This is a genomic window from Halomonas sp. 18071143, assembly GCF_019211725.1.
In the GTDB taxonomy this organism is placed as follows: Bacteria; Pseudomonadota; Gammaproteobacteria; order Pseudomonadales; family Halomonadaceae; genus Vreelandella; species Vreelandella stevensii.
The window spans coordinates 1,129,114-1,145,552 of the sequence record NZ_CP078120.1 but is presented as its reverse complement, the minus strand read 5'-3'; the positions used below and the strand labels follow the sequence as shown (position 1 = coordinate 1,145,552).

The following is a 16,439-nucleotide window of genomic DNA, read 5'->3' as shown; positions in this document are numbered from 1 at the left end:
TCACACAGACCTCGTATCCTCAGGGAAGCGCTTAACTATACATGCCTGACGACTAAAAAGTGGCCGCCAGCGGTGGGCTTTTGTGAGCCGGATAATAATGGATAGCTAGACTGACGGCGTTTTCAAAACCATGGAACACCGTCAGCCGTAGCGACACTGTTTAGACGTCAGGCATCATCACATAGGTGGCTGCTGACGCGTACACCGGTGACTGGCTAGTTGACTCGTGACTGAACTGGGCACTGATACCTCGAGTGAAGTCTTCCAGCGTAAACCCGCGCGGCCCTTCCGTACCACACGCCATTTCGGGATTCTGCGCCATGCCTTCGTAGCCCAGCTCTGCCAGGCTGGGGATGTCGTCACGGACGACGTCCAGGGTTTGCATTAGTTGGCCCATGGCGGCCAAGGTGCGGGCCTGGGCCAGCGTCAGATCAAACTCTGCGTTGGCATAGGCACGGCTGGCCTCGAAGAACTCGTTTTCGCTGTCCAGCACGTCCAGCAGGGTGCGCTGACCGATATCGAACTGCTGTTGATAAGCACCGCGGACCCGGTCGATGGACTGGCGATGGTCATTCAAATAGCGCAGCTGCTCGCCAATGCGCTGGGTATCGTTGTAAGCAATTTGTGTGGTCTGACGTACGTTGGTACAAGCCACTTCTCGCTGATTGACCGCCTGCTCGATACGGGTAGTGGCCGCCTCGAAGGCAGCACTGTCAGCACCACCGCGGTAAAGGTTCATGCTCGCGACCAGCTGGATGCTGTGCTCGTCGCGACGTCCTGAAATGGCGTCGTCTTGATTATTGGTGCCGGTACGCCCCTGGATATCCAGACGCGGCATAAACGCAGCACGCTCAGCGCTCTGCACGGCCCGCTGGGCAGCAATATTCTCGATGGCAGCGTGGAATTCAGGATTCCCCTGGAACGCCATCTGAATGGCCTGGCTCACATCCGTGGGTAAATCAGCCGCCAGTGAGGGCGCAGGCGTCATGTTCTGAGGCGGCAGTTGGCCGACCAGGCGCTGATAGCGCGCCGTCACGTCATGCAGGTTGGAGGCTTCGGTCATCAGGTTGGACTCGGCGAGCGCCAAGCGGCCACTAATCTGCTCAAGGTCGACCCCTCTGCCCGCACCCGAAAGAGCGCGCTCTTCGATCTGCGAAAACACGCGGCGGTGTTCGCGGTAATTATTCTGCGCCAAACGCACCATTTCACGGAAGCGCATGACATCCAGATAAGCCTGGAAGGTTTCCAGGGCAATCTCTTCGCTGGACCCCAGCAACTCGAAGTAGGCAATCAAGCGCGTACGATCCAGACGCTCCACTTCACTGCGCGTCGCGAAACCATCGAAGACCATCTGGGTCAGCGTCAGCTCGGCAAAATCACTGTTATAGCTGCCTCGCCCATCGTTCTGCTGGTCTTGACGACCTACCCCCGCCGACACATCGATAGAGGGCAGATAATTACCTTGAGCAACGCGCACGTCGCTACCTGCTGCGCTAAAGTTAGCCCAGGCGGCATTAACCTGAGGGTTGCTGACGATGGTTTGTTGAATGGTGCTGACCACGTCGGTAGTGCCGGGCGCGTACAGCGTGGCAGGCAGGTTTTGCGCCAATGCCGTCAGCGGCAAGCAACCCAGGGTTGCCACGGCTGCGGGGAGCAGGCCGCGTTGTAAAAAAAAAGCTGGTGTTTGCGTAGTTTTGCTGTTCTTCATGGCCGTAAATCCCTAATGAACGTTTTCTCGCTGCAGATGAGCAAGTAGCCTTTCCCTGTGCAACAACGCTGCCGCGCATTGTTACCCCTCTTGGCTGCTTACCCGCCAACACTGGCTCATCTATGGCGCTTTGTTGTCGCCGAGTTCAATTGACCATGAGTGCTGCCTAGACAAAACACCCTGGCAAATTGCTATTAGCTAAAATTAAACGTCTGAGCACCAGTCGCAAGCCATAAAAACAAAAGTCACAAAAATTTACAATAACATGCTGAAAAAACACTCAATCGGTAGCGGGCAATTCCTTTCTCGGCCACTGCTGAAGCGCCAGCCCCGCCAGGATCAGCAATAGACCAGTCAACGTCGAGCTCAGTAATGGCTCGCCCACCACGACATAGAGCAATAACAGAGAGACCGGCGGAGAGAGAAATATCAACGTAGACACCTTGGCGGTTCGAGACACCTTGTGGATCGCCAACTGCCACAGCACGAAGGCAATGCCCATCTCGAACAATCCTACGTATACGCCGGAGGCCAGCGCGGTCATGCCATGCCACTGAAACCCCGGACCAAAAAGTAACAGAATGGTTAAAAAAGGTAACCCAACACTGAAGTTTTGCCACTGCCCCACTAACGGCGGCCGGGCATCTCGCGCATTCAGTAGCCAGTAGAGTGCCCACAACAACGTTGAGGCCAGCGCCAGCGCAACGCCTAAACCATCCTCGAAGGCGACGTTGAAAACCTGTCCACGCGTCGCAATGACCCACACCCCGGCATAGGCGATCAGCCCGGCCACCATGTCTCTTCGTGTCAACTGGTGACCCAGCAGAGGCACCGCCAGAAACGCCATGGCCAATGCCCAAGTGTAGTTCAGGGCCATGGCCTCCTGGCCTGGCAGGCGGTCGTAGGCTGCAAACAACACCAGATAATACGCGACGGGGTTCATCAGCCCCGCCCATAAGGCCGTGCGCCAGCCGTACCTGAGCGCCTGCTGCATGCGCCCTTGAGCAACTACCAGCGCGCCCATCAACAGCCATGACACCAACGCCGCTAGCCACATCAGCTCTAACGGGCTCATCCAGGAGAGTGCCAGCTTGAAGGCGGTCGCTACCGTCGACCAAAGGGCGACCGCCCCCAGCCCATATAAAATAGCCGCTCTATCCTGGCTCATCGGTCGATGTGCCCAAGGTCACGGTCAGGGTCGATGTGATCGCGTACCTGCTGTTTGAGCGTCTTGATATCCGGGAAGCCGCCGTCACGTTTGCGCTCCCAAAGCAGCGTGTCATCACACCAGATTTCAAACCGGCCCCCATGGGAAGGCACGAGCGCGACCTGGTCGAGCTGCTCACCAAACGTGGACAGTAACTCCTGGGCATACCAGCCGCTGCGCAGCAGCCACTGACACTGGGTGCAGTAGTGAATCCGGACCTGCGGCATGGCGTACTCCTTATCGGCCAATTCCCTGACAAGCTAAACTATCATGTCGATTACGCTATGATATTGATCAAGCATTCTGTCATCTTATCAATCAGCGCGAAAAACCGCTTACTTTTAGTGAGGGAGGGGAGGATGTCAAATTAGCAACTGCCAAGGAACTCCATGGCTCAGCCAGGTGTTTCACAAACGCGTCTCTATGAGTGGCTGACGGGCGATGACGACAGCCGTATGTGTGCCGACATCCCCGAGGGCGCTTGCCAGGAGCAGCCGCGTAACTTTTTCCATCATCTATGGGCGGCATTGGGTAACAAGCTGGCGGATGAACTCTCCAGTGCACGGCTGGTATTGCCCTGGTTGATGGGCATCATCGGTGCGCCAGTGTGGATGGTGGGCTTGCTGGTCCCCATCCGTGAGGCTGGCGCGCTGCTGCCTCAGCTGTTCGTGGCAGGCTTCATTCGCCTGAAACCTCAGCGCAAGTGGGTATGGGTCACCGGAGCGCTGCTTCAAGCCTTGGCCGCACTGTGCCTCGCGCTACTGGCGCTCTGGGGAAGTGGCACGCTGGGCGGATTTCTGGTGCTGGCGGTGCTGGTGGTACTGTCATTAGCGAGAGGGCTCTCATCGATCGCCACCAAGGACGTCCTTGGCAAGACCATCGCCAAGCGCAGGCGAGGGACCCTCATGGGCTGGAGTGGCAGCGTAGCAGGTGCCGCCACGCTGGCGGCGGGCGGTGTGTTGCTGTGGTTCGGTGATCGCCCAGGTAACGTGGCGCTGGCCATGCTGCTATGTGTCGCGGCGGCGGGATGGTTGCTCAACGCGTTCAGCGCCGCGCGCATCAAGGAAATGCCGGGGGCCGTAGAAGGCGGTGAAAACGCCTGGGACAGCATCAAGCTCGGGGCCACCCTGATGCGCGAGGATCGCACCTTCCTGCACTTCAATCTGGCCAGGGCCTTATTGCTTTCCAGTGCGCTTGCCCTGCCCTACCTGGCGCTGCTGGGCCAACAACAAAGCGGCAGTGAGCTGGGCGGGCTAGGCATCATGGTGGTGGTGTCCGGGTTGTCAGCGATGATTGCCAGCCCCATCTGGGGAAAACGCGCGGACCACTCCAGCCGCCGCGTCATGCGTGATGCTGCCGCCGGTACCGCTCTGTGTTGCTGCCTGGGCGCGGGCATTGCCTGGCTACCGGGCGAGTGGACACGCAGCGTGCTGCCCTATGCCTGCGTTTATGCCCTGCTGATGCTCATTCACCATGGGGTTCGCCTGGGCCGCAAAACCTACCTGGTCGATATAGCCAGTCAGGACAACCGAGCACTCTATGTGGCGCTATCCAACACCTTCACAGGAGTGCTCATGCTGGCAGTGGGTGGCCTGATTGGCGGGCTGGCACAGTGGCTTGGCAGCAGCCTTCTGCTGCTGGTGCTGGCGGTCACTGCATTGGGGGCCATGGTAAGCGCTCAGCGCCTTCCAGAAGCAGAGTGATCTTCAAGGATTGCAAACCCGTGCAACGCTCGCCATGATGAGCGGGAATCACGGCGTAACGTGGTTTTTTTGCTATCCTAGCTGTAATCAGTGGTAAGTGGCATCGCCTACCCTGCCTATAACGAGCCTCGCGCTGACGAACAGCGACACGGCTAGCAGCCTGTCGGTCTTTCCGTTGCACCGTGAGATACTGACCACCGTCATCGCCGAGCTGAGAAGATCGCCATGAGCCGCTTCATCCCTGTGGATCGCCAGACCGATTACCTGCTGCCGCCTTCGGTAGACGAGTGGTTGCCCGATGGTCACCTGGCGCGGTTCGTTGTCGATGTTGTCGAACAACTGGACCTCTCGACGTTGACCCGGCGTTACATGGGGCGGGGTTCCAAGGCACATCACCCGGCGGTGCTACTGAGCCTGCTGATCTACGGCTACGCCACCGGGGTGGTCTCCAGCCGCAAGATCGAGCGTGCCACCTATGACTCGGTGGCGTTCCGCTACCTGGCCGCCAATACCCATCCCGACCATGACACGCTGGCCACCTTTCGCCGCCGCTTTCTGCCGGAACTGGAACAGTTGTTCGTACAGGTGCTGCTGCTGGCCCGCGAGATGAAGCTGCTCAAGCTTGGCACCATCGCCCGACGGCACCAAGCTCAAGGCCAACGCCAGCAAGCACAAGGCGTTGTCGTATAGCCATGCCAAGAAGCTGGAGGCACAGTTCAGGGCAGAGGTGAAAGCGCTGACCGAGCGGGCCGAGTCGGCGGACAAGGAGGACGCGGCCGACGGCATGGATATCCCCGCCGAGATTGCCCGCCGTGAAGCCCGCCTGGCGGCCATCGCTGAGGCGAAGGCCAAGATCGAGGCGCGCGCCGAGGAGCGGGACGCCACCGAGCAAGCCGCCTATCAGGAAAAGGTGGCGCGGCGGGAGGGGCAGCGCAAGGCCGGCAAGAAGCCCCGTGGGCGTGACCCCGAACCGCCCACTGGTGGCCCGCGTGACAAGGATCAGATCAATTTCACCGACCCGCAGTCGCGCATCATGCCGGTCACCGGCAAGGGGTTTGATCAGTGCTACAACGCCCAAGCCGCGGTTGATACCGAGAGTCTGCTGGTGACCCATGTCCACGTCACGCAGGCGACCAATGACAAGCAGCAAGTCATGCCGCTACTGACGGCCTGGCAAGGTTACCCGGAAACGCTGGGAAAACCTGACCACCTGCTGGGTGATACCGGCTACTTCAGTGCCAGCAATATCCAGGCCTGCCATGACCATGGTATCGAACCGCTGTTGGCGATGAAGCGAGACGTCCATCACCTTCCGGTCTTTGAACGTTTCGCCGCGGATCCGCCTGCCCCGGAGAGCGAGGACCCCGTCGAACAGATGGCACACCGCTTGAAGACGCAGGCGGGCCGAGCGCTCTACGCATTGCGCAAACATACCGTGGAGCCGGTCTTCGGGATCATCAAACACGTGATGGGGTTCCGGCAGTTCTCGCTACGCGGACTGGATAAGGTCAGCGGCGAGTGGCGATTGGCCACCATGGCGTGGAATATCAAGCGGATGCACCGGTTGACGGCGGGCTGAGGGCTCGCCGCGCCCAACCGGCCAGCAGGCAAGGCGTCAGAACCGCCTTGCAGAAGCTGAGGGGCAGGTTAAGAGCCACACAACAGCACCAACACCAACACAGGGGGGGGTGAAGAACCCACGCCTCAGCTCATCCATTAACCTCAAGTCCGACAGACTGCTAGAATGACGAGAAGCAACAGGAATCCATTGATGAAACGATCTCCCTTGATCAGCCCGGAGTTACTCGAACGCATTGTTGATGCTTCTGAAGATGGCATTGTCGTTGCAGAGCAGGAAGGTGACGAAAACATTCTGATTTATGTCAACAAGGGCTTCGAGCGTCTGACCGGCTACAGTGCAGACGAAATCCTGTATCGAGATTGTCGTTTCCTGCAGAACGAAGACCGCGACCAGGATGCCCTCGCGTCGATTCGTGATGCCCTACAGGATGGCCGCCCCTCTCGCGAAGTGCTGCGCAACTATCGTAAAGACGGCACGATGTTCTGGAACGAGCTATCGATTACGCCGGTTTATGATGAAGCCGACAACCTGATGTACTTCATCGGCGTGCAGAAAGACGTCACCGAACGGGTCGAAGCCCAGCTGGCTTTGGCAGCGTTGAAAAAGCAGCAGGCGCTGGCCGAATAGCGTTTGTGGCCATGCTGCTGTTGGTAGCTCTGGGGATTTTGGTAGCTCTGGGGATTTAATGGCGGCCAAGGCAAGTTTGTGCTTGAACTTCACCCCAACTGGCGTTATATAGCGCCTAGGCGCTTGTTTAGCGTTAGGCGCTCCCTGCGGAAGGGAGCCGTTGTGATGCCGGTGCGCCGGCTTGGGTTGGAGGGCATACCATGAGCCGTGACCCCTTGAATCGTGAGACCTACACCAGCGACGGGCTGGACGCCGACGACTTCGACAACCTGGACGCGGTCAACGACGATCAATACGCCAAGAGCAAACCCAGCAAGGCCGACACCCTGCGCGCACGGCGCCAGGTGGAAGCATGGCTAGAAGAGCGACGCCTGCAGCGTGCCATCAAAGACGACTGGGACGAAGAAGAGTAGCGCCTTACGGGTAGATGCTCTGTCGTTCGAACAGGGGGCAATCATTGGATTGCCCCTTTTCATTTAATTCAGCGCGTAATGGATTCAGGATAGCCTGGGTAGCCACCCAAACCTGCTTGTGGGAGGCCAATTCATTGGGCGACGGCCTGGGCAGGCACCGGTGCCTGAATCGTCGCGAGCTAAAGCTCCCTCCCACAACAACCCCCTCCCACAGCAGTGAGTGCCTCCAGGCCAGCTTGTGGGAGGCCAATTTCATTGGGCGACTGTCTGGGCAGGCACTGGTGCCTGAATCGTCGCGAGCTAAAGCTCCCTCCCACAACAACCCCCTCCCGTAGCAGTGAGTGCCTCCAGGCCAGCCTGTGGGAGGCCAATAGATTCAAACCAGTCTGCGTAGAATTTTTCATTTCCGCACGGTTTTTCGTTTCATCCTGCTCACCTGACTCAGTACCGTGCGGCTGGCCTTTAGCCGCGCTGGGCACTATCATCTGTACACCAAGCCAGCACCGCTGGCCCCGCTTTTACCACAACCTAACGGATTTCCATGGCGCAATACGTATTCACCATGAATCGGGTTGGCAAAGTCGTGCCGCCCAAGAAGCAAATTCTCAAGGATATCTCGCTGTCGTTCTTCCCGGGCGCCAAAATCGGCGTACTAGGCCTGAACGGCGCCGGTAAATCCACGCTGCTGCGCATCATGGCCGGTGTCGATAAAGAGTTTGAAGGTGAAGCTCGTCCGATGCCCGGCATCAACGTGGGCTACCTGCCTCAGGAGCCGCAGCTGGACGACGAGAAAAACGTCCGGGATACCGTCGAAGAAGCGCTGGGTGCCCTGAAGGAAGCTCAGCAGAAACTGGATGCGGTGTACGCGGCTTACGCAGAACCGGATGCAGACTTCGATGCCCTCGCCAGCGAACAGGCGTGTCTCGAAAACATCATCGAAGCCGCCGATGCGCATAACATCGAGCGTAAGCTGGAAGTGGCCGCCGAAGCGCTGCGTCTGCCGCCCTGGGACGCCAAGGTAGGCAACCTTTCCGGGGGCGAGCGCCGCCGTGTGGCTCTGTGCCGCCTGCTGCTGTCCAGCCCGGACATGCTGCTGCTGGACGAACCCACCAACCACCTGGATGCGGAATCGGTGGCCTGGCTGGAGCGCTTCCTGCACGACTACAACGGCACCGTCGTGGCGATCACTCACGACCGTTACTTCCTGGACAACGTGGCAGGCTGGATTCTCGAGCTGGACCGTGGCCAGGGTATCCCCTTCGAGGGCAACTACTCTCAGTGGCTGGAGCAGAAAGAGCAGCGCCTGACCCAGGAAGCCAAGCAGGAAGCCTCGCGCCAGAAGGCCATCAAGCAGGAGCTGGAGTGGGTACGCAGCAACGCCAAGGGCCGTCAGGCAAAAAGCAAGGCGCGTCTCAATCGCTTTGAAGAGATGCAGTCCGGCGACTACCAGAAGCGCAACGAAACCAACGAAATCTACATTCCGCCTGGCCCGCGCCTGGGTGACAAGGTCATCGAATTCCACAACGTCACCAAGCGTTTCGATGACAAGCTGCTCTACCAGGACCTCTCCTTTACCATTCCCCAAGGGGCCATTGTCGGCATCGTCGGCGGTAACGGCGCGGGTAAATCGACGCTGTTCAAGCTGGTCACCGGCAAGGAGCAGCCGGATGCGGGCGACGTGGTGATCGGTGAAACCGTGGATATCGCCTACGTCGAGCAGTTGCGCGATGCGCTGGACGACAAGCAGACGGTATGGGAAGCGGTGTCCGACGGTCAGGACATTCTCAATATCAACGGCTACGAAGTCTCTTCGCGTGCCTACGTGGGTCGCTTCAACTTCAAGGGCAACGACCAGCAGAAGCGCCTGGATGAGCTGTCGGGCGGTGAGCGCGGGCGCCTGCAGCTGGCGCAAACCCTCAAGCAGGGTGCCAACGTATTGCTGCTGGACGAACCCTCCAACGACCTGGACATCGAGACACTGCGCGCCCTGGAAGAAGCCCTACTGGCCTTCCCCGGCTGCGCCATGGTGATCTCCCACGACCGTTGGTTCCTGGATCGTATCGCCACGCACATCCTGGCCTTCGAGGGCGACTCGGAAGTGGTGTTCTTCGATGGCAATTACACGGAATACGAAGAAGATCACAAGAAACGAGTCGGCAACGACACGCCGAAGCGCATGAAGTACAAGCGTATCGACGCTTGACCGCGGGCGCCTTTCGCCTGCTAAAGCGACCTCCCCCCAGTGCCTGGCAGGGCGGGTGTGGGAGGAAGCTTTAGCTCGCGATGGCTGACTTTGCCAAGGCACTTGACGGCGCCCTTCGCCCGCCAAAGCGAGCCTCCCGCGTTAGACTTAGCCTGCAGGCCAAGTGAACTGGCGCCCGCCCATCAGGTGCATATGGATGTGGTAGACCGTCTGCCCGCCCATTTCGTTACAGTTCATGACCACCCGATAGCCGTCTTCGGCAAATCCCTGCTGTTTGGCCAACTGGGCAGCGGTATATTGCAAGCGGCCGATCACCGGCAGGTCGTCAGGCGCAATGTCATTGAGCGTGGCGATGTGCTTTTTGGGGATGATCAGCTGATGCGTAGGCGCCTGAGGGCTAATATCGTTAAAGGCAAGCACATGCTCGTCTTCGTAGACGATGTCCGCAGGAATCTCGCGGTTGATGATTTTACAAAACAGGCACTCCATCGCAGCCTCCTTGGTGTGGCGCGTTATTGTCAAAAGAGCCAGCTAAACGCGCCTATCGGAAACGGCGCTGAGCCAGCAGGTGGCGAACCAACGGGGCGAGGATCAACTCCATCGCCAACGACATGCGTGCACCGGGCACCACCAGCGTGTGGGGCCGCGTCATGAACGCATCCTTGATCATGGCCAGCAGCCAGGGGAAATCCACGGTCGAGGGGTCGCGAAAGCGAATCACCACGAAAGACTCGGCATCGGTGGGGATATCCTGCACCTCGAAGGGGTTGGAGGTGTCGACGGTAGGCACGCGCTGAAAGTTGATATGGGTACGCGAAAACTGCGGCTGGATATAGCGCACGTAATCGTCCATGCGCCCCAGAATGGTGTCGATGACCGCTTCCTGTGAGTAGCCACGCAGCTTGGTGTCACGATCGATCTTCTGAATCCACTCCAGGTTCATGGTCGGCGCAACGCCCACCAGCAAATCCACGTGCCGAGCAATATCGTACTCGCGGGTCACCAGCCCACCGTGCAGCCCTTCGTAAAACAGCAGGTCAGTGCCGCAAGGCAGCGCCTGCCATTCGGTAAAGGTGCCCACTCGGTAACCGGCTTCGATCTTCTGCTTGTCTTCTGCATGGATGTAGTGCCGGTAGGTACCGGTGCCGTGTTCACCGTACTCGACGAACAGGCCCTCCAGGCGATCCAGCAGGTTGGCCTCGACGGCAAAGTGAGAAAGCTCATCCTTGCGTTCGGGCTCTTCGCGGAAGATACGTTTGAGGTCATCGCGGGTATAGCGATGGAAGGCATCACCATCCACCATGGCCGCGTGAACGTCTTCTCTTAGAAACATCCGTTCGAAGCTACGGCGCACCGTGGTGGTGCCAGCCCCAGAGGAGCCGGTGATGGCAATGATGGGATACTCTCGGGACATCAGCTCCCCCTTGCCTCGGCGAGTGTCTGCTTCACCGCGTCAGGAATGGGCACCGGCTTGCCCGCCCCCAGATCCAGCAGCAGCTTGTTGATTCGGGCCGTGGCCACCACAGTCTCGCTGCCTTCCTTCAAGACACGCTGATAGACAGTCAGTGCCTTGCCCTGCGGTTCAGGCACCGCCGTCTCGATGACCAGCACCTCCGGGAAGCGCGCTTCCTGCTGATATTGTATCGCCAGGTCCACCACGACGCTGGGATAGCCGCCCATGTCCCACTCGGGCAAGTGCAGGCTACCCAGTGCTTGTGCCCTGGCCTCATGCAGCAGCGACACCAGGGCATCATGCCCCAGGTGGCGGCCGTAGTTCATGTCGGTCACCCGCACCGAGAGGGTATGGCGGTGGATCACCGCGTCTGCGGGAAATTCGATAGCAACGCGTTCCATGACGGCTCTCCTGCTTGGGTGACGAAAGGGGTCGTTAGTGATTCACTTCCCGGGCAATGGCGCGGAAGGCGATGTCACGGCGGAACTCGGCACCTTCCCACTGGATGGCCTTGACCCCCTGATAGGCCTGCTGCTGAGCAGCCGACACGCTGTCGCCCAGCGCCGTGACACACAGCACGCGCCCACCGGCCGTGGCGATCTCGCCTTCATCGGTCAGGGCAGTGCCGGCGTGGAACACCTTGCACTGGGCCTGCTCGGCATCGGCCAGACCGTGAATCACATCGCCTTTGCGATAGCTGCCGGGATAACCGCCCGCCGCCATGACCACGCCCACCGCCGCACGGCTGTCCCATTCACACTGCTTGCCTGCCAGCTCGCCTTTGGCGCCCGCCAGACAAAGCTCCGCCAGATCCGACACCAGACGCATCATGATGGGCTGGGTTTCCGGGTCACCAAAGCGGCAGTTGTATTCGATCACTTTGGGTTGGCCCGCAGCGTCGATCATCAAACCGGCATACAAGAAGCCCGTGTACGCATTGCCCTCTTCAGCCATGCCTCGTACGGTAGGCAGGATCACCTGCTCCATGATGCGGGCATCCACCTCGGGCGTGACCACAGGCGCCGGTGAGTAAGCCCCCATGCCGCCGGTATTGGGACCGGTATCACCATCGTAGGCACGCTTGTGATCCTGGCTGGTGGCCATGGGGACGACATGTTCACCGTCGACCATGACAATGAAGCTGGCTTCTTCGCCGTCCAGAAACTCTTCGATGACGACCCGGGCACCGGCATCGCCAAAGGCGTTGGCTTCCAGCATATCGCGAATGGCGGCTTCGGCTTCGGCTTCGCTCATGGCCACGATCACGCCCTTGCCGGCGGCCAGACCATCGGCCTTGATGACGATGGGCGCGCCCATGCGGGCCAAGTAGTCAAGCGCTGGCTCGACCGCCGTGAAGGTCTGGTAGTCGGCGGTGGGAATGGCGTGGCGGGCCAGGAAGTCCTTGGTGAAGGACTTGGAGCCTTCCAACTGAGCAGCCCCCTGGGTAGGGCCAAAGATGGTCAGGCCCGCTGCCTGAAATTGATCGACCACCCCTTCCACCAGCGGCGCTTCCGGGCCAACGACCGTCAGGGCGACCTGCTCTTGCTGAGCAAACGCCACCAGTGCCGGCAGGTCGGTTGCGGCAATGGCCACATTGCTCAGCTTGGGCTCCGTGGCCGTGCCTGCATTACCAGGCGCTACGAACACCTGCTCGACCTGGGGGGATTGGGCAAGCTTCCAGGCAAGGGCATGTTCACGGCCACCGCCACCGATCATCAAAACTTTCATGGGTATCCTTCTCAAAACAGGAGAGCGTCGATGGGCGCATTATGCCATAACGCAGCCGCTAGCGGGGCGCCAAGCGCTGTCTGAAACCCAGCGCTGTTGTGAAGCTAAGGCTTGCCGTCCGTTGGGTCGTCGTCTTCCTTGGTGGAAGGCTGGTTGAGCGTGTTCTGCCAGAAGCGCATGTTCTCCTCGGCCAGTTCACGCATGAACTCCATGGGCGTATGCCGCATGGCCTGCTGCCACTGGCTCTGAAGGCGCTTCTGCTGCTCCAGCATCAGTTGAGTGCCCTGTTCCAGATAGCGCGCCAGAGGCAGCGGTGACGACATGTCATACACGCGAATCAACTGGGCCAGCAGGTCGTTGGAGAACACTTCCGCTTCACTATCGGCCTGCTCCTGTTCGATAATGATCGACAGTAGAATCGTGCGCGTGAGGTCTTCGCCACTTTTGGCATCTTCGACACGGAAAGGCTCTTCGTCGATAATCAGACGGCGCAAATCTTCCAGCGTCACGTAGCGGCTTTGTTGTGTGTCGTACAACCTGCGGTTGGCATATTTACGAATGACGCGCACAGCGTATCTCCTTAAACGCGATAAAGGCTTTTGTCGCCATGGCTGCTATTGTGCCTGCAACACACGCCCATGCAAGCCAGCTTAACGGATTAGTGCCGCGATGCGCGGCCCGCCCACGACTAATAGACGACCATCATGAATCTGATTTTGCTCGACCCCAGTGAGGTGAACGGCCAACAAGCCCGCCTGACCGACACCCGCCGCTTGACGCACCTGCGCGACGTACATCGTGCTCAGCCGGGGGATCAGCTGAGCGTGGGCGTTCAGGGAGGCAACATGGGCAAGGCCGAACTGATCGAACTGAGCGACAGCGGTGCCCTCTTCCACCTGGGCCCGCTGGAAACGCCTCCACCGCCCCCGCTACCGGTACATCTGGTACTGGCCCTGCCACGCCCGCGCATGCTGGCCCGCACGCTGGAGCACGTGACCGCGCTAGGCGTGAAACAGATTACCCTACTGCACACCCAGCGGGTGGAGAAAAGCTACTGGCAATCGCCGGAGTTACGCCCGGAAAAAGTGCACCAGCATCTCCTGCTTGGGTTGGAGCAGGCACGCGACACGCAGCTCCCGCAGGTCACGCTGTGCAAGGGCTTTCGCCCTTTTCTGGAAGATCACCTGAACGGCGTACTACACGAGCGACGGGGGCTCGTTGCTCACCCCGGCATGCCCGACGCCTGCCCACGCGGCATCGACGAGCCCTGTGCACTTTTCGTGGGGCCAGAGGGTGGTTTTATCGAATGGGAAGTCGAGCAACTGCTGGCAGCAGGATGCGAGGGCATGCACCTGGGCCCGCGCATCCTGAGAGTAGAAACCGCCGTGACGGCGCTGCTGGCACGGCTGTTCTGACTCACCCTATTGATCAGGTTTGATCGTCTTCGGGGTCGTGGGGAACGTACTCGGCATCCTCCCCACACTCCGGTGACTGCAGGAACGTTCTACGCACGTCCAGTAACCCAAGATGGCTGATGGTGCGCCGCCCCAGCAGCAGCGGGTAAATCATCTCTTCGCGGTCGCGCAGGCTGAACTGCTCTTCATAGATGGTGTCGCCCATGCACACATCCATCAGCACCACGGGGCGTTCATCGCGCCCACCGGCGCCGCGCACGGTTTGCTCACGATACAGCGGACGTTCGATTTCGTCGCTGAAGGTCTCACCGCTGGCCTGATCCTCCAGCTTTAAGCGAAAGCGCACCCAGTCTTCGCCATCCTTCTCGAAAATCTCGATGTCACGGGCGTCCAACGACGAGGTCAGCGCACCGCTGTCCAGCTTGGCCTTGACGCCAATGCCCCAAGGCTCGATGAACGCGTTCTCCACCCAGCCGAACACCTTGTCCTCGGCCTGTACGCTGGCACTCGCCATCAGCACACTCGCCAGAGCCGTCATGCCCATGGTCTTTCGCAGTCTATTCACCATCGCAACGCGTCCTTGATAGTTGGATTAAAAAGGTAGTTGGATTAAAGAGGTAGTTGGATTATGGAAGTCGCTCAAGCAGCGACTGAGTGGCAAAACCGTCGGGCACCAGTCCTTGATCACGCTGGAAGGCTCGCACACCTGCCTGGGTATTGGGTCCCATGATGCCATCGGCGGTACCCACCGAATAACCGGCGTTGTTCAGCCGCTGCTGAAGCGTTCTGACATCGTCGCGCGTCAAAGGTGCCTCATGGGTGGGCCAGGACTGAGTAATGCCCTGACGCCCGGCAATGGCATCGGCCAGTGTCGCCACCGCTAGCGCATAGCTGGTGGCGTTGTTGTAGCGCAAAATGGCCCGGAAGTTAGGGCCTACGATGAATGCTGGGCCACTGGCACCCGCTGGTACGATGACGGCGGCGCTATCGAAGGCGGGCAAATCGCCGCTCACCGCCCGTACGCCCTGCGCGGCCCACTGGGCCGAACTCAAACGTTCGGTTTGCGAGTAGTCGAACGTATCAGGCAGTACTACCTCAGCTCCCCAGGGCTGGCCTGCTTGCCAACCGGCACGGGCCAGGTAGTTGGCCGTCGAGGCCATGACGTCGGGAATGCTGCCCCAGATGTCACGTCGTCCATCATTGTCACCGTCCACCGCATAGGCTTCGAAGCTGCTGGGGATGAACTGAGTATGCCCCATGGCCCCGGCCCAGGAGCCGCGCATCTCATCGGCGGCGATATCGCCCTGCTCGATGATACGCAGCGCTGCCAGAAGCTCTCCGCGGGCAAAGTCACGGCGACGGCCATCGTAGGCCAGCGTGGCGAGGGACTCAAGCGTCGAAAAGTCACCAAAGTTGCTGCCGTAATTACTCTCGACACCCCAAATGGCGACGATGATTTCGGCAGGCACCCCATACCGTTGCTGCATCTGCTGGGCGGTATCGCGATGCTGGGCATACTTTTCACGGCCATTGGCAATGCGCGTACTGGACACGGCGCTATCGAGGTATTGCCAGATGGGCCTGACGAACTCAGGCTGATGACGGTCCAGCTCGATCACCCGCTCGCGATAACGCACACCGTCCAGCGCTTTGGCCAGAGTGGCTTCACTGATCCCTTGATTGGCGGCGTAACGGCGGAAATCACTTAGCCACTGGTTGAAGCTGGCATACTGCACCTGCTCGGCGGCTCGCGCATCGACTTCGGTCATCAGTTGCGGGCTGGCTTGGGCAGATTGCCCCCCCAAAGCCAGCATCGTTGCCAGTATCAAGGCTGGCTTGAAGGTGGGCGCGAAAGCGGGTGATACCTGGGATTTCAATAACATGTCATCGTCTCATGGCTGTCCTTGGCGTGGCTGTGATAATGGCTCAGAAACGGGTCTGATGCCAGCCTCACGCCATCAGGCGCCACAGCACCACAACGTGGGCAGCCCCCACGATACCGGTCAGCACACAGCGCAATCCCGTGTACCAGCGAGGAAAGCCATCACGGCCATCGCGACTGACATCGTAAAGCCCGATGAGCACGAAACCTGCCAGCAGCACCCACAGCCCCGTCACCACATCGAATAGCAACGCAGGCCAGGCAATCAGGCTCGGCACCATGGCCAGCAGCAGGCGCCTGGCGTTATCCGGGCGCGAGACTTGAAGCGCGCTACCCCAGTGGGCGCCGCCCAGAAACGAGAGAATGACCGCGCTATAATAAGTAAACCCGTAAATCGCCGTGACCTGCCAGGCAGTCGGCGCCCACCATGCTGCCCCACTCGCCGCAACGAAGGGTATCAGCCCAGCAAGGCCCAGCCCCCAGGCCAGTCGGCGTTCACTCACAACGCTTCCTGCTTG

16 protein-coding genes and 1 pseudogene are annotated in these 16,439 nt (G+C 59.8%); 6 read left to right on the top strand and 11 right to left on the bottom strand.

The features are described 5' to 3' along the window. Window positions 1–160 precede the first annotated feature (160 nt). The 3 genes from KVY02_RS05485 to KVY02_RS05475 all read right to left on the bottom strand — a co-directional run bounded on the left by KVY02_RS05485 (window position 161) and on the right by KVY02_RS05475 (window position 3,142). Entirely contained in the window at window positions 161–1,708 is a 1,548-nt protein-coding gene (locus KVY02_RS05485; protein WP_218314661.1) for a TolC family outer membrane protein, read from the bottom strand. A gap of 280 nt (window positions 1,709–1,988) precedes the next feature. Then, complete coding sequence (locus KVY02_RS05480; RefSeq protein ID WP_016916585.1) at window positions 1,989–2,876, bottom strand: DMT family transporter; 888 nt, start codon at window positions 2,874–2,876, stop codon at window positions 1,989–1,991. After that, window positions 2,873–3,142 (bottom strand): SelT/SelW/SelH family protein, encoded by a 270-nt coding sequence (locus KVY02_RS05475; RefSeq protein WP_016916584.1) that lies wholly within the window; start codon window positions 3,140–3,142, stop codon window positions 2,873–2,875. Before KVY02_RS05475 ends, KVY02_RS05480 begins: the two co-directional genes overlap by 4 nt. Window positions 3,143–3,304: 162 nt before the next feature. Between KVY02_RS05475 and KVY02_RS05470 the strand changes: the two genes are divergently transcribed. The 5 genes and pseudogenes from KVY02_RS05470 (at window position 3,305) to ettA (ending at window position 9,443) form a co-directional block, all read left to right on the top strand. Continuing rightward, window positions 3,305–4,618 carry an MFS transporter gene (locus KVY02_RS05470; protein ID WP_218314660.1) on the top strand — a complete coding sequence of 438 codons (1,314 nt, stop codon included), beginning with the start codon at window positions 3,305–3,307 and terminating at the stop codon, window positions 4,616–4,618. Between the two features lie 225 nt (window positions 4,619–4,843). After that, window positions 4,844–6,197 (top strand): annotated as a pseudogene (locus KVY02_RS05465) (IS1182 family transposase). A 192-nt stretch (window positions 6,198–6,389) separates the two neighbouring features. Beyond that, window positions 6,390–6,827, top strand: coding sequence for a PAS domain S-box protein (locus tag KVY02_RS05460; RefSeq protein ID WP_081192212.1), 438 nt, complete (start codon window positions 6,390–6,392; stop codon window positions 6,825–6,827). A 200-nt stretch (window positions 6,828–7,027) separates the two neighbouring features. Further along, a complete protein-coding gene (locus KVY02_RS05455) occupies window positions 7,028–7,240 on the top strand; it encodes a PA3496 family putative envelope integrity protein (protein WP_016916581.1) in 213 nt (70 codons plus the stop codon). Window positions 7,241–7,781: 541 nt separating this feature from the next. After that, window positions 7,782–9,443, top strand: coding sequence for an energy-dependent translational throttle protein EttA (gene ettA / locus KVY02_RS05450; protein ID WP_218314659.1), 1,662 nt, complete (start codon window positions 7,782–7,784; stop codon window positions 9,441–9,443). 147 nt (window positions 9,444–9,590) lie between these two features. On the opposite strand, the gene KVY02_RS05445 is transcribed toward ettA, so the two are convergent. The 5 genes from KVY02_RS05445 to phaR form a co-directional block, all read right to left on the bottom strand. Further along, on the bottom strand, window positions 9,591–9,932 hold the full coding sequence (locus KVY02_RS05445; RefSeq protein WP_016916579.1) for a histidine triad nucleotide-binding protein: 342 nt from the start codon (window positions 9,930–9,932) through the stop codon (window positions 9,591–9,593). Between the two features lie 52 nt (window positions 9,933–9,984). After that, complete coding sequence (locus KVY02_RS05440; RefSeq protein ID WP_016916578.1) at window positions 9,985–10,857, bottom strand: phosphoribulokinase; 873 nt, start codon at window positions 10,855–10,857, stop codon at window positions 9,985–9,987. Then, the gene (locus KVY02_RS05435) at window positions 10,857–11,297 is read right to left on the bottom strand and encodes an acyl-CoA thioesterase (RefSeq protein WP_016916577.1); all 441 of its coding nucleotides are present in this window, start codon (window positions 11,295–11,297) and stop codon (window positions 10,857–10,859) included. The genes KVY02_RS05440 and KVY02_RS05435 overlap by 1 nt, the downstream gene beginning before the upstream one ends. Before the next feature lie 34 nt (window positions 11,298–11,331). Then, the gene (purD, locus tag KVY02_RS05430) at window positions 11,332–12,624 is read right to left on the bottom strand and encodes a phosphoribosylamine--glycine ligase (RefSeq protein ID WP_218314657.1); all 1,293 of its coding nucleotides are present in this window, start codon (window positions 12,622–12,624) and stop codon (window positions 11,332–11,334) included. Between the two features lie 104 nt (window positions 12,625–12,728). Beyond that, window positions 12,729–13,193, bottom strand: coding sequence for a polyhydroxyalkanoate synthesis repressor PhaR (phaR, locus tag KVY02_RS05425; protein ID WP_016916575.1), 465 nt, complete (start codon window positions 13,191–13,193; stop codon window positions 12,729–12,731). Window positions 13,194–13,328: 135 nt separating this feature from the next. Here phaR and KVY02_RS05420 point away from each other — a divergent pair, with 135 nt between their 5' ends. Continuing rightward, a complete protein-coding gene (locus KVY02_RS05420) occupies window positions 13,329–14,039 on the top strand; it encodes a 16S rRNA (uracil(1498)-N(3))-methyltransferase (protein ID WP_081135369.1) in 711 nt (236 codons plus the stop codon). Window positions 14,040–14,052: 13 nt separating this feature from the next. On the opposite strand, the gene KVY02_RS05415 is transcribed toward KVY02_RS05420, so the two are convergent. The 3 genes from KVY02_RS05415 to KVY02_RS05405 all read right to left on the bottom strand — a co-directional run bounded on the left by KVY02_RS05415 (window position 14,053) and on the right by KVY02_RS05405 (window position 16,424). Continuing rightward, window positions 14,053–14,583 carry a retropepsin-like aspartic peptidase RloA3 gene (locus KVY02_RS05415; protein ID WP_100731277.1) on the bottom strand — a complete coding sequence of 177 codons (531 nt, stop codon included), beginning with the start codon at window positions 14,581–14,583 and terminating at the stop codon, window positions 14,053–14,055. An 82-nt stretch (window positions 14,584–14,665) separates the two neighbouring features. Next, a complete protein-coding gene (locus KVY02_RS05410) occupies window positions 14,666–15,922 on the bottom strand; it encodes a lytic murein transglycosylase (RefSeq protein WP_016916572.1) in 1,257 nt (418 codons plus the stop codon). 67 nt (window positions 15,923–15,989) lie between these two features. Then, window positions 15,990–16,424: a DUF3429 domain-containing protein gene (locus KVY02_RS05405; RefSeq protein WP_218314655.1), complete on the bottom strand. Its 435-nt coding sequence runs from the start codon at window positions 16,422–16,424 to the stop codon at window positions 15,990–15,992. Window positions 16,425–16,439: the final 15 nt, after the last annotated feature.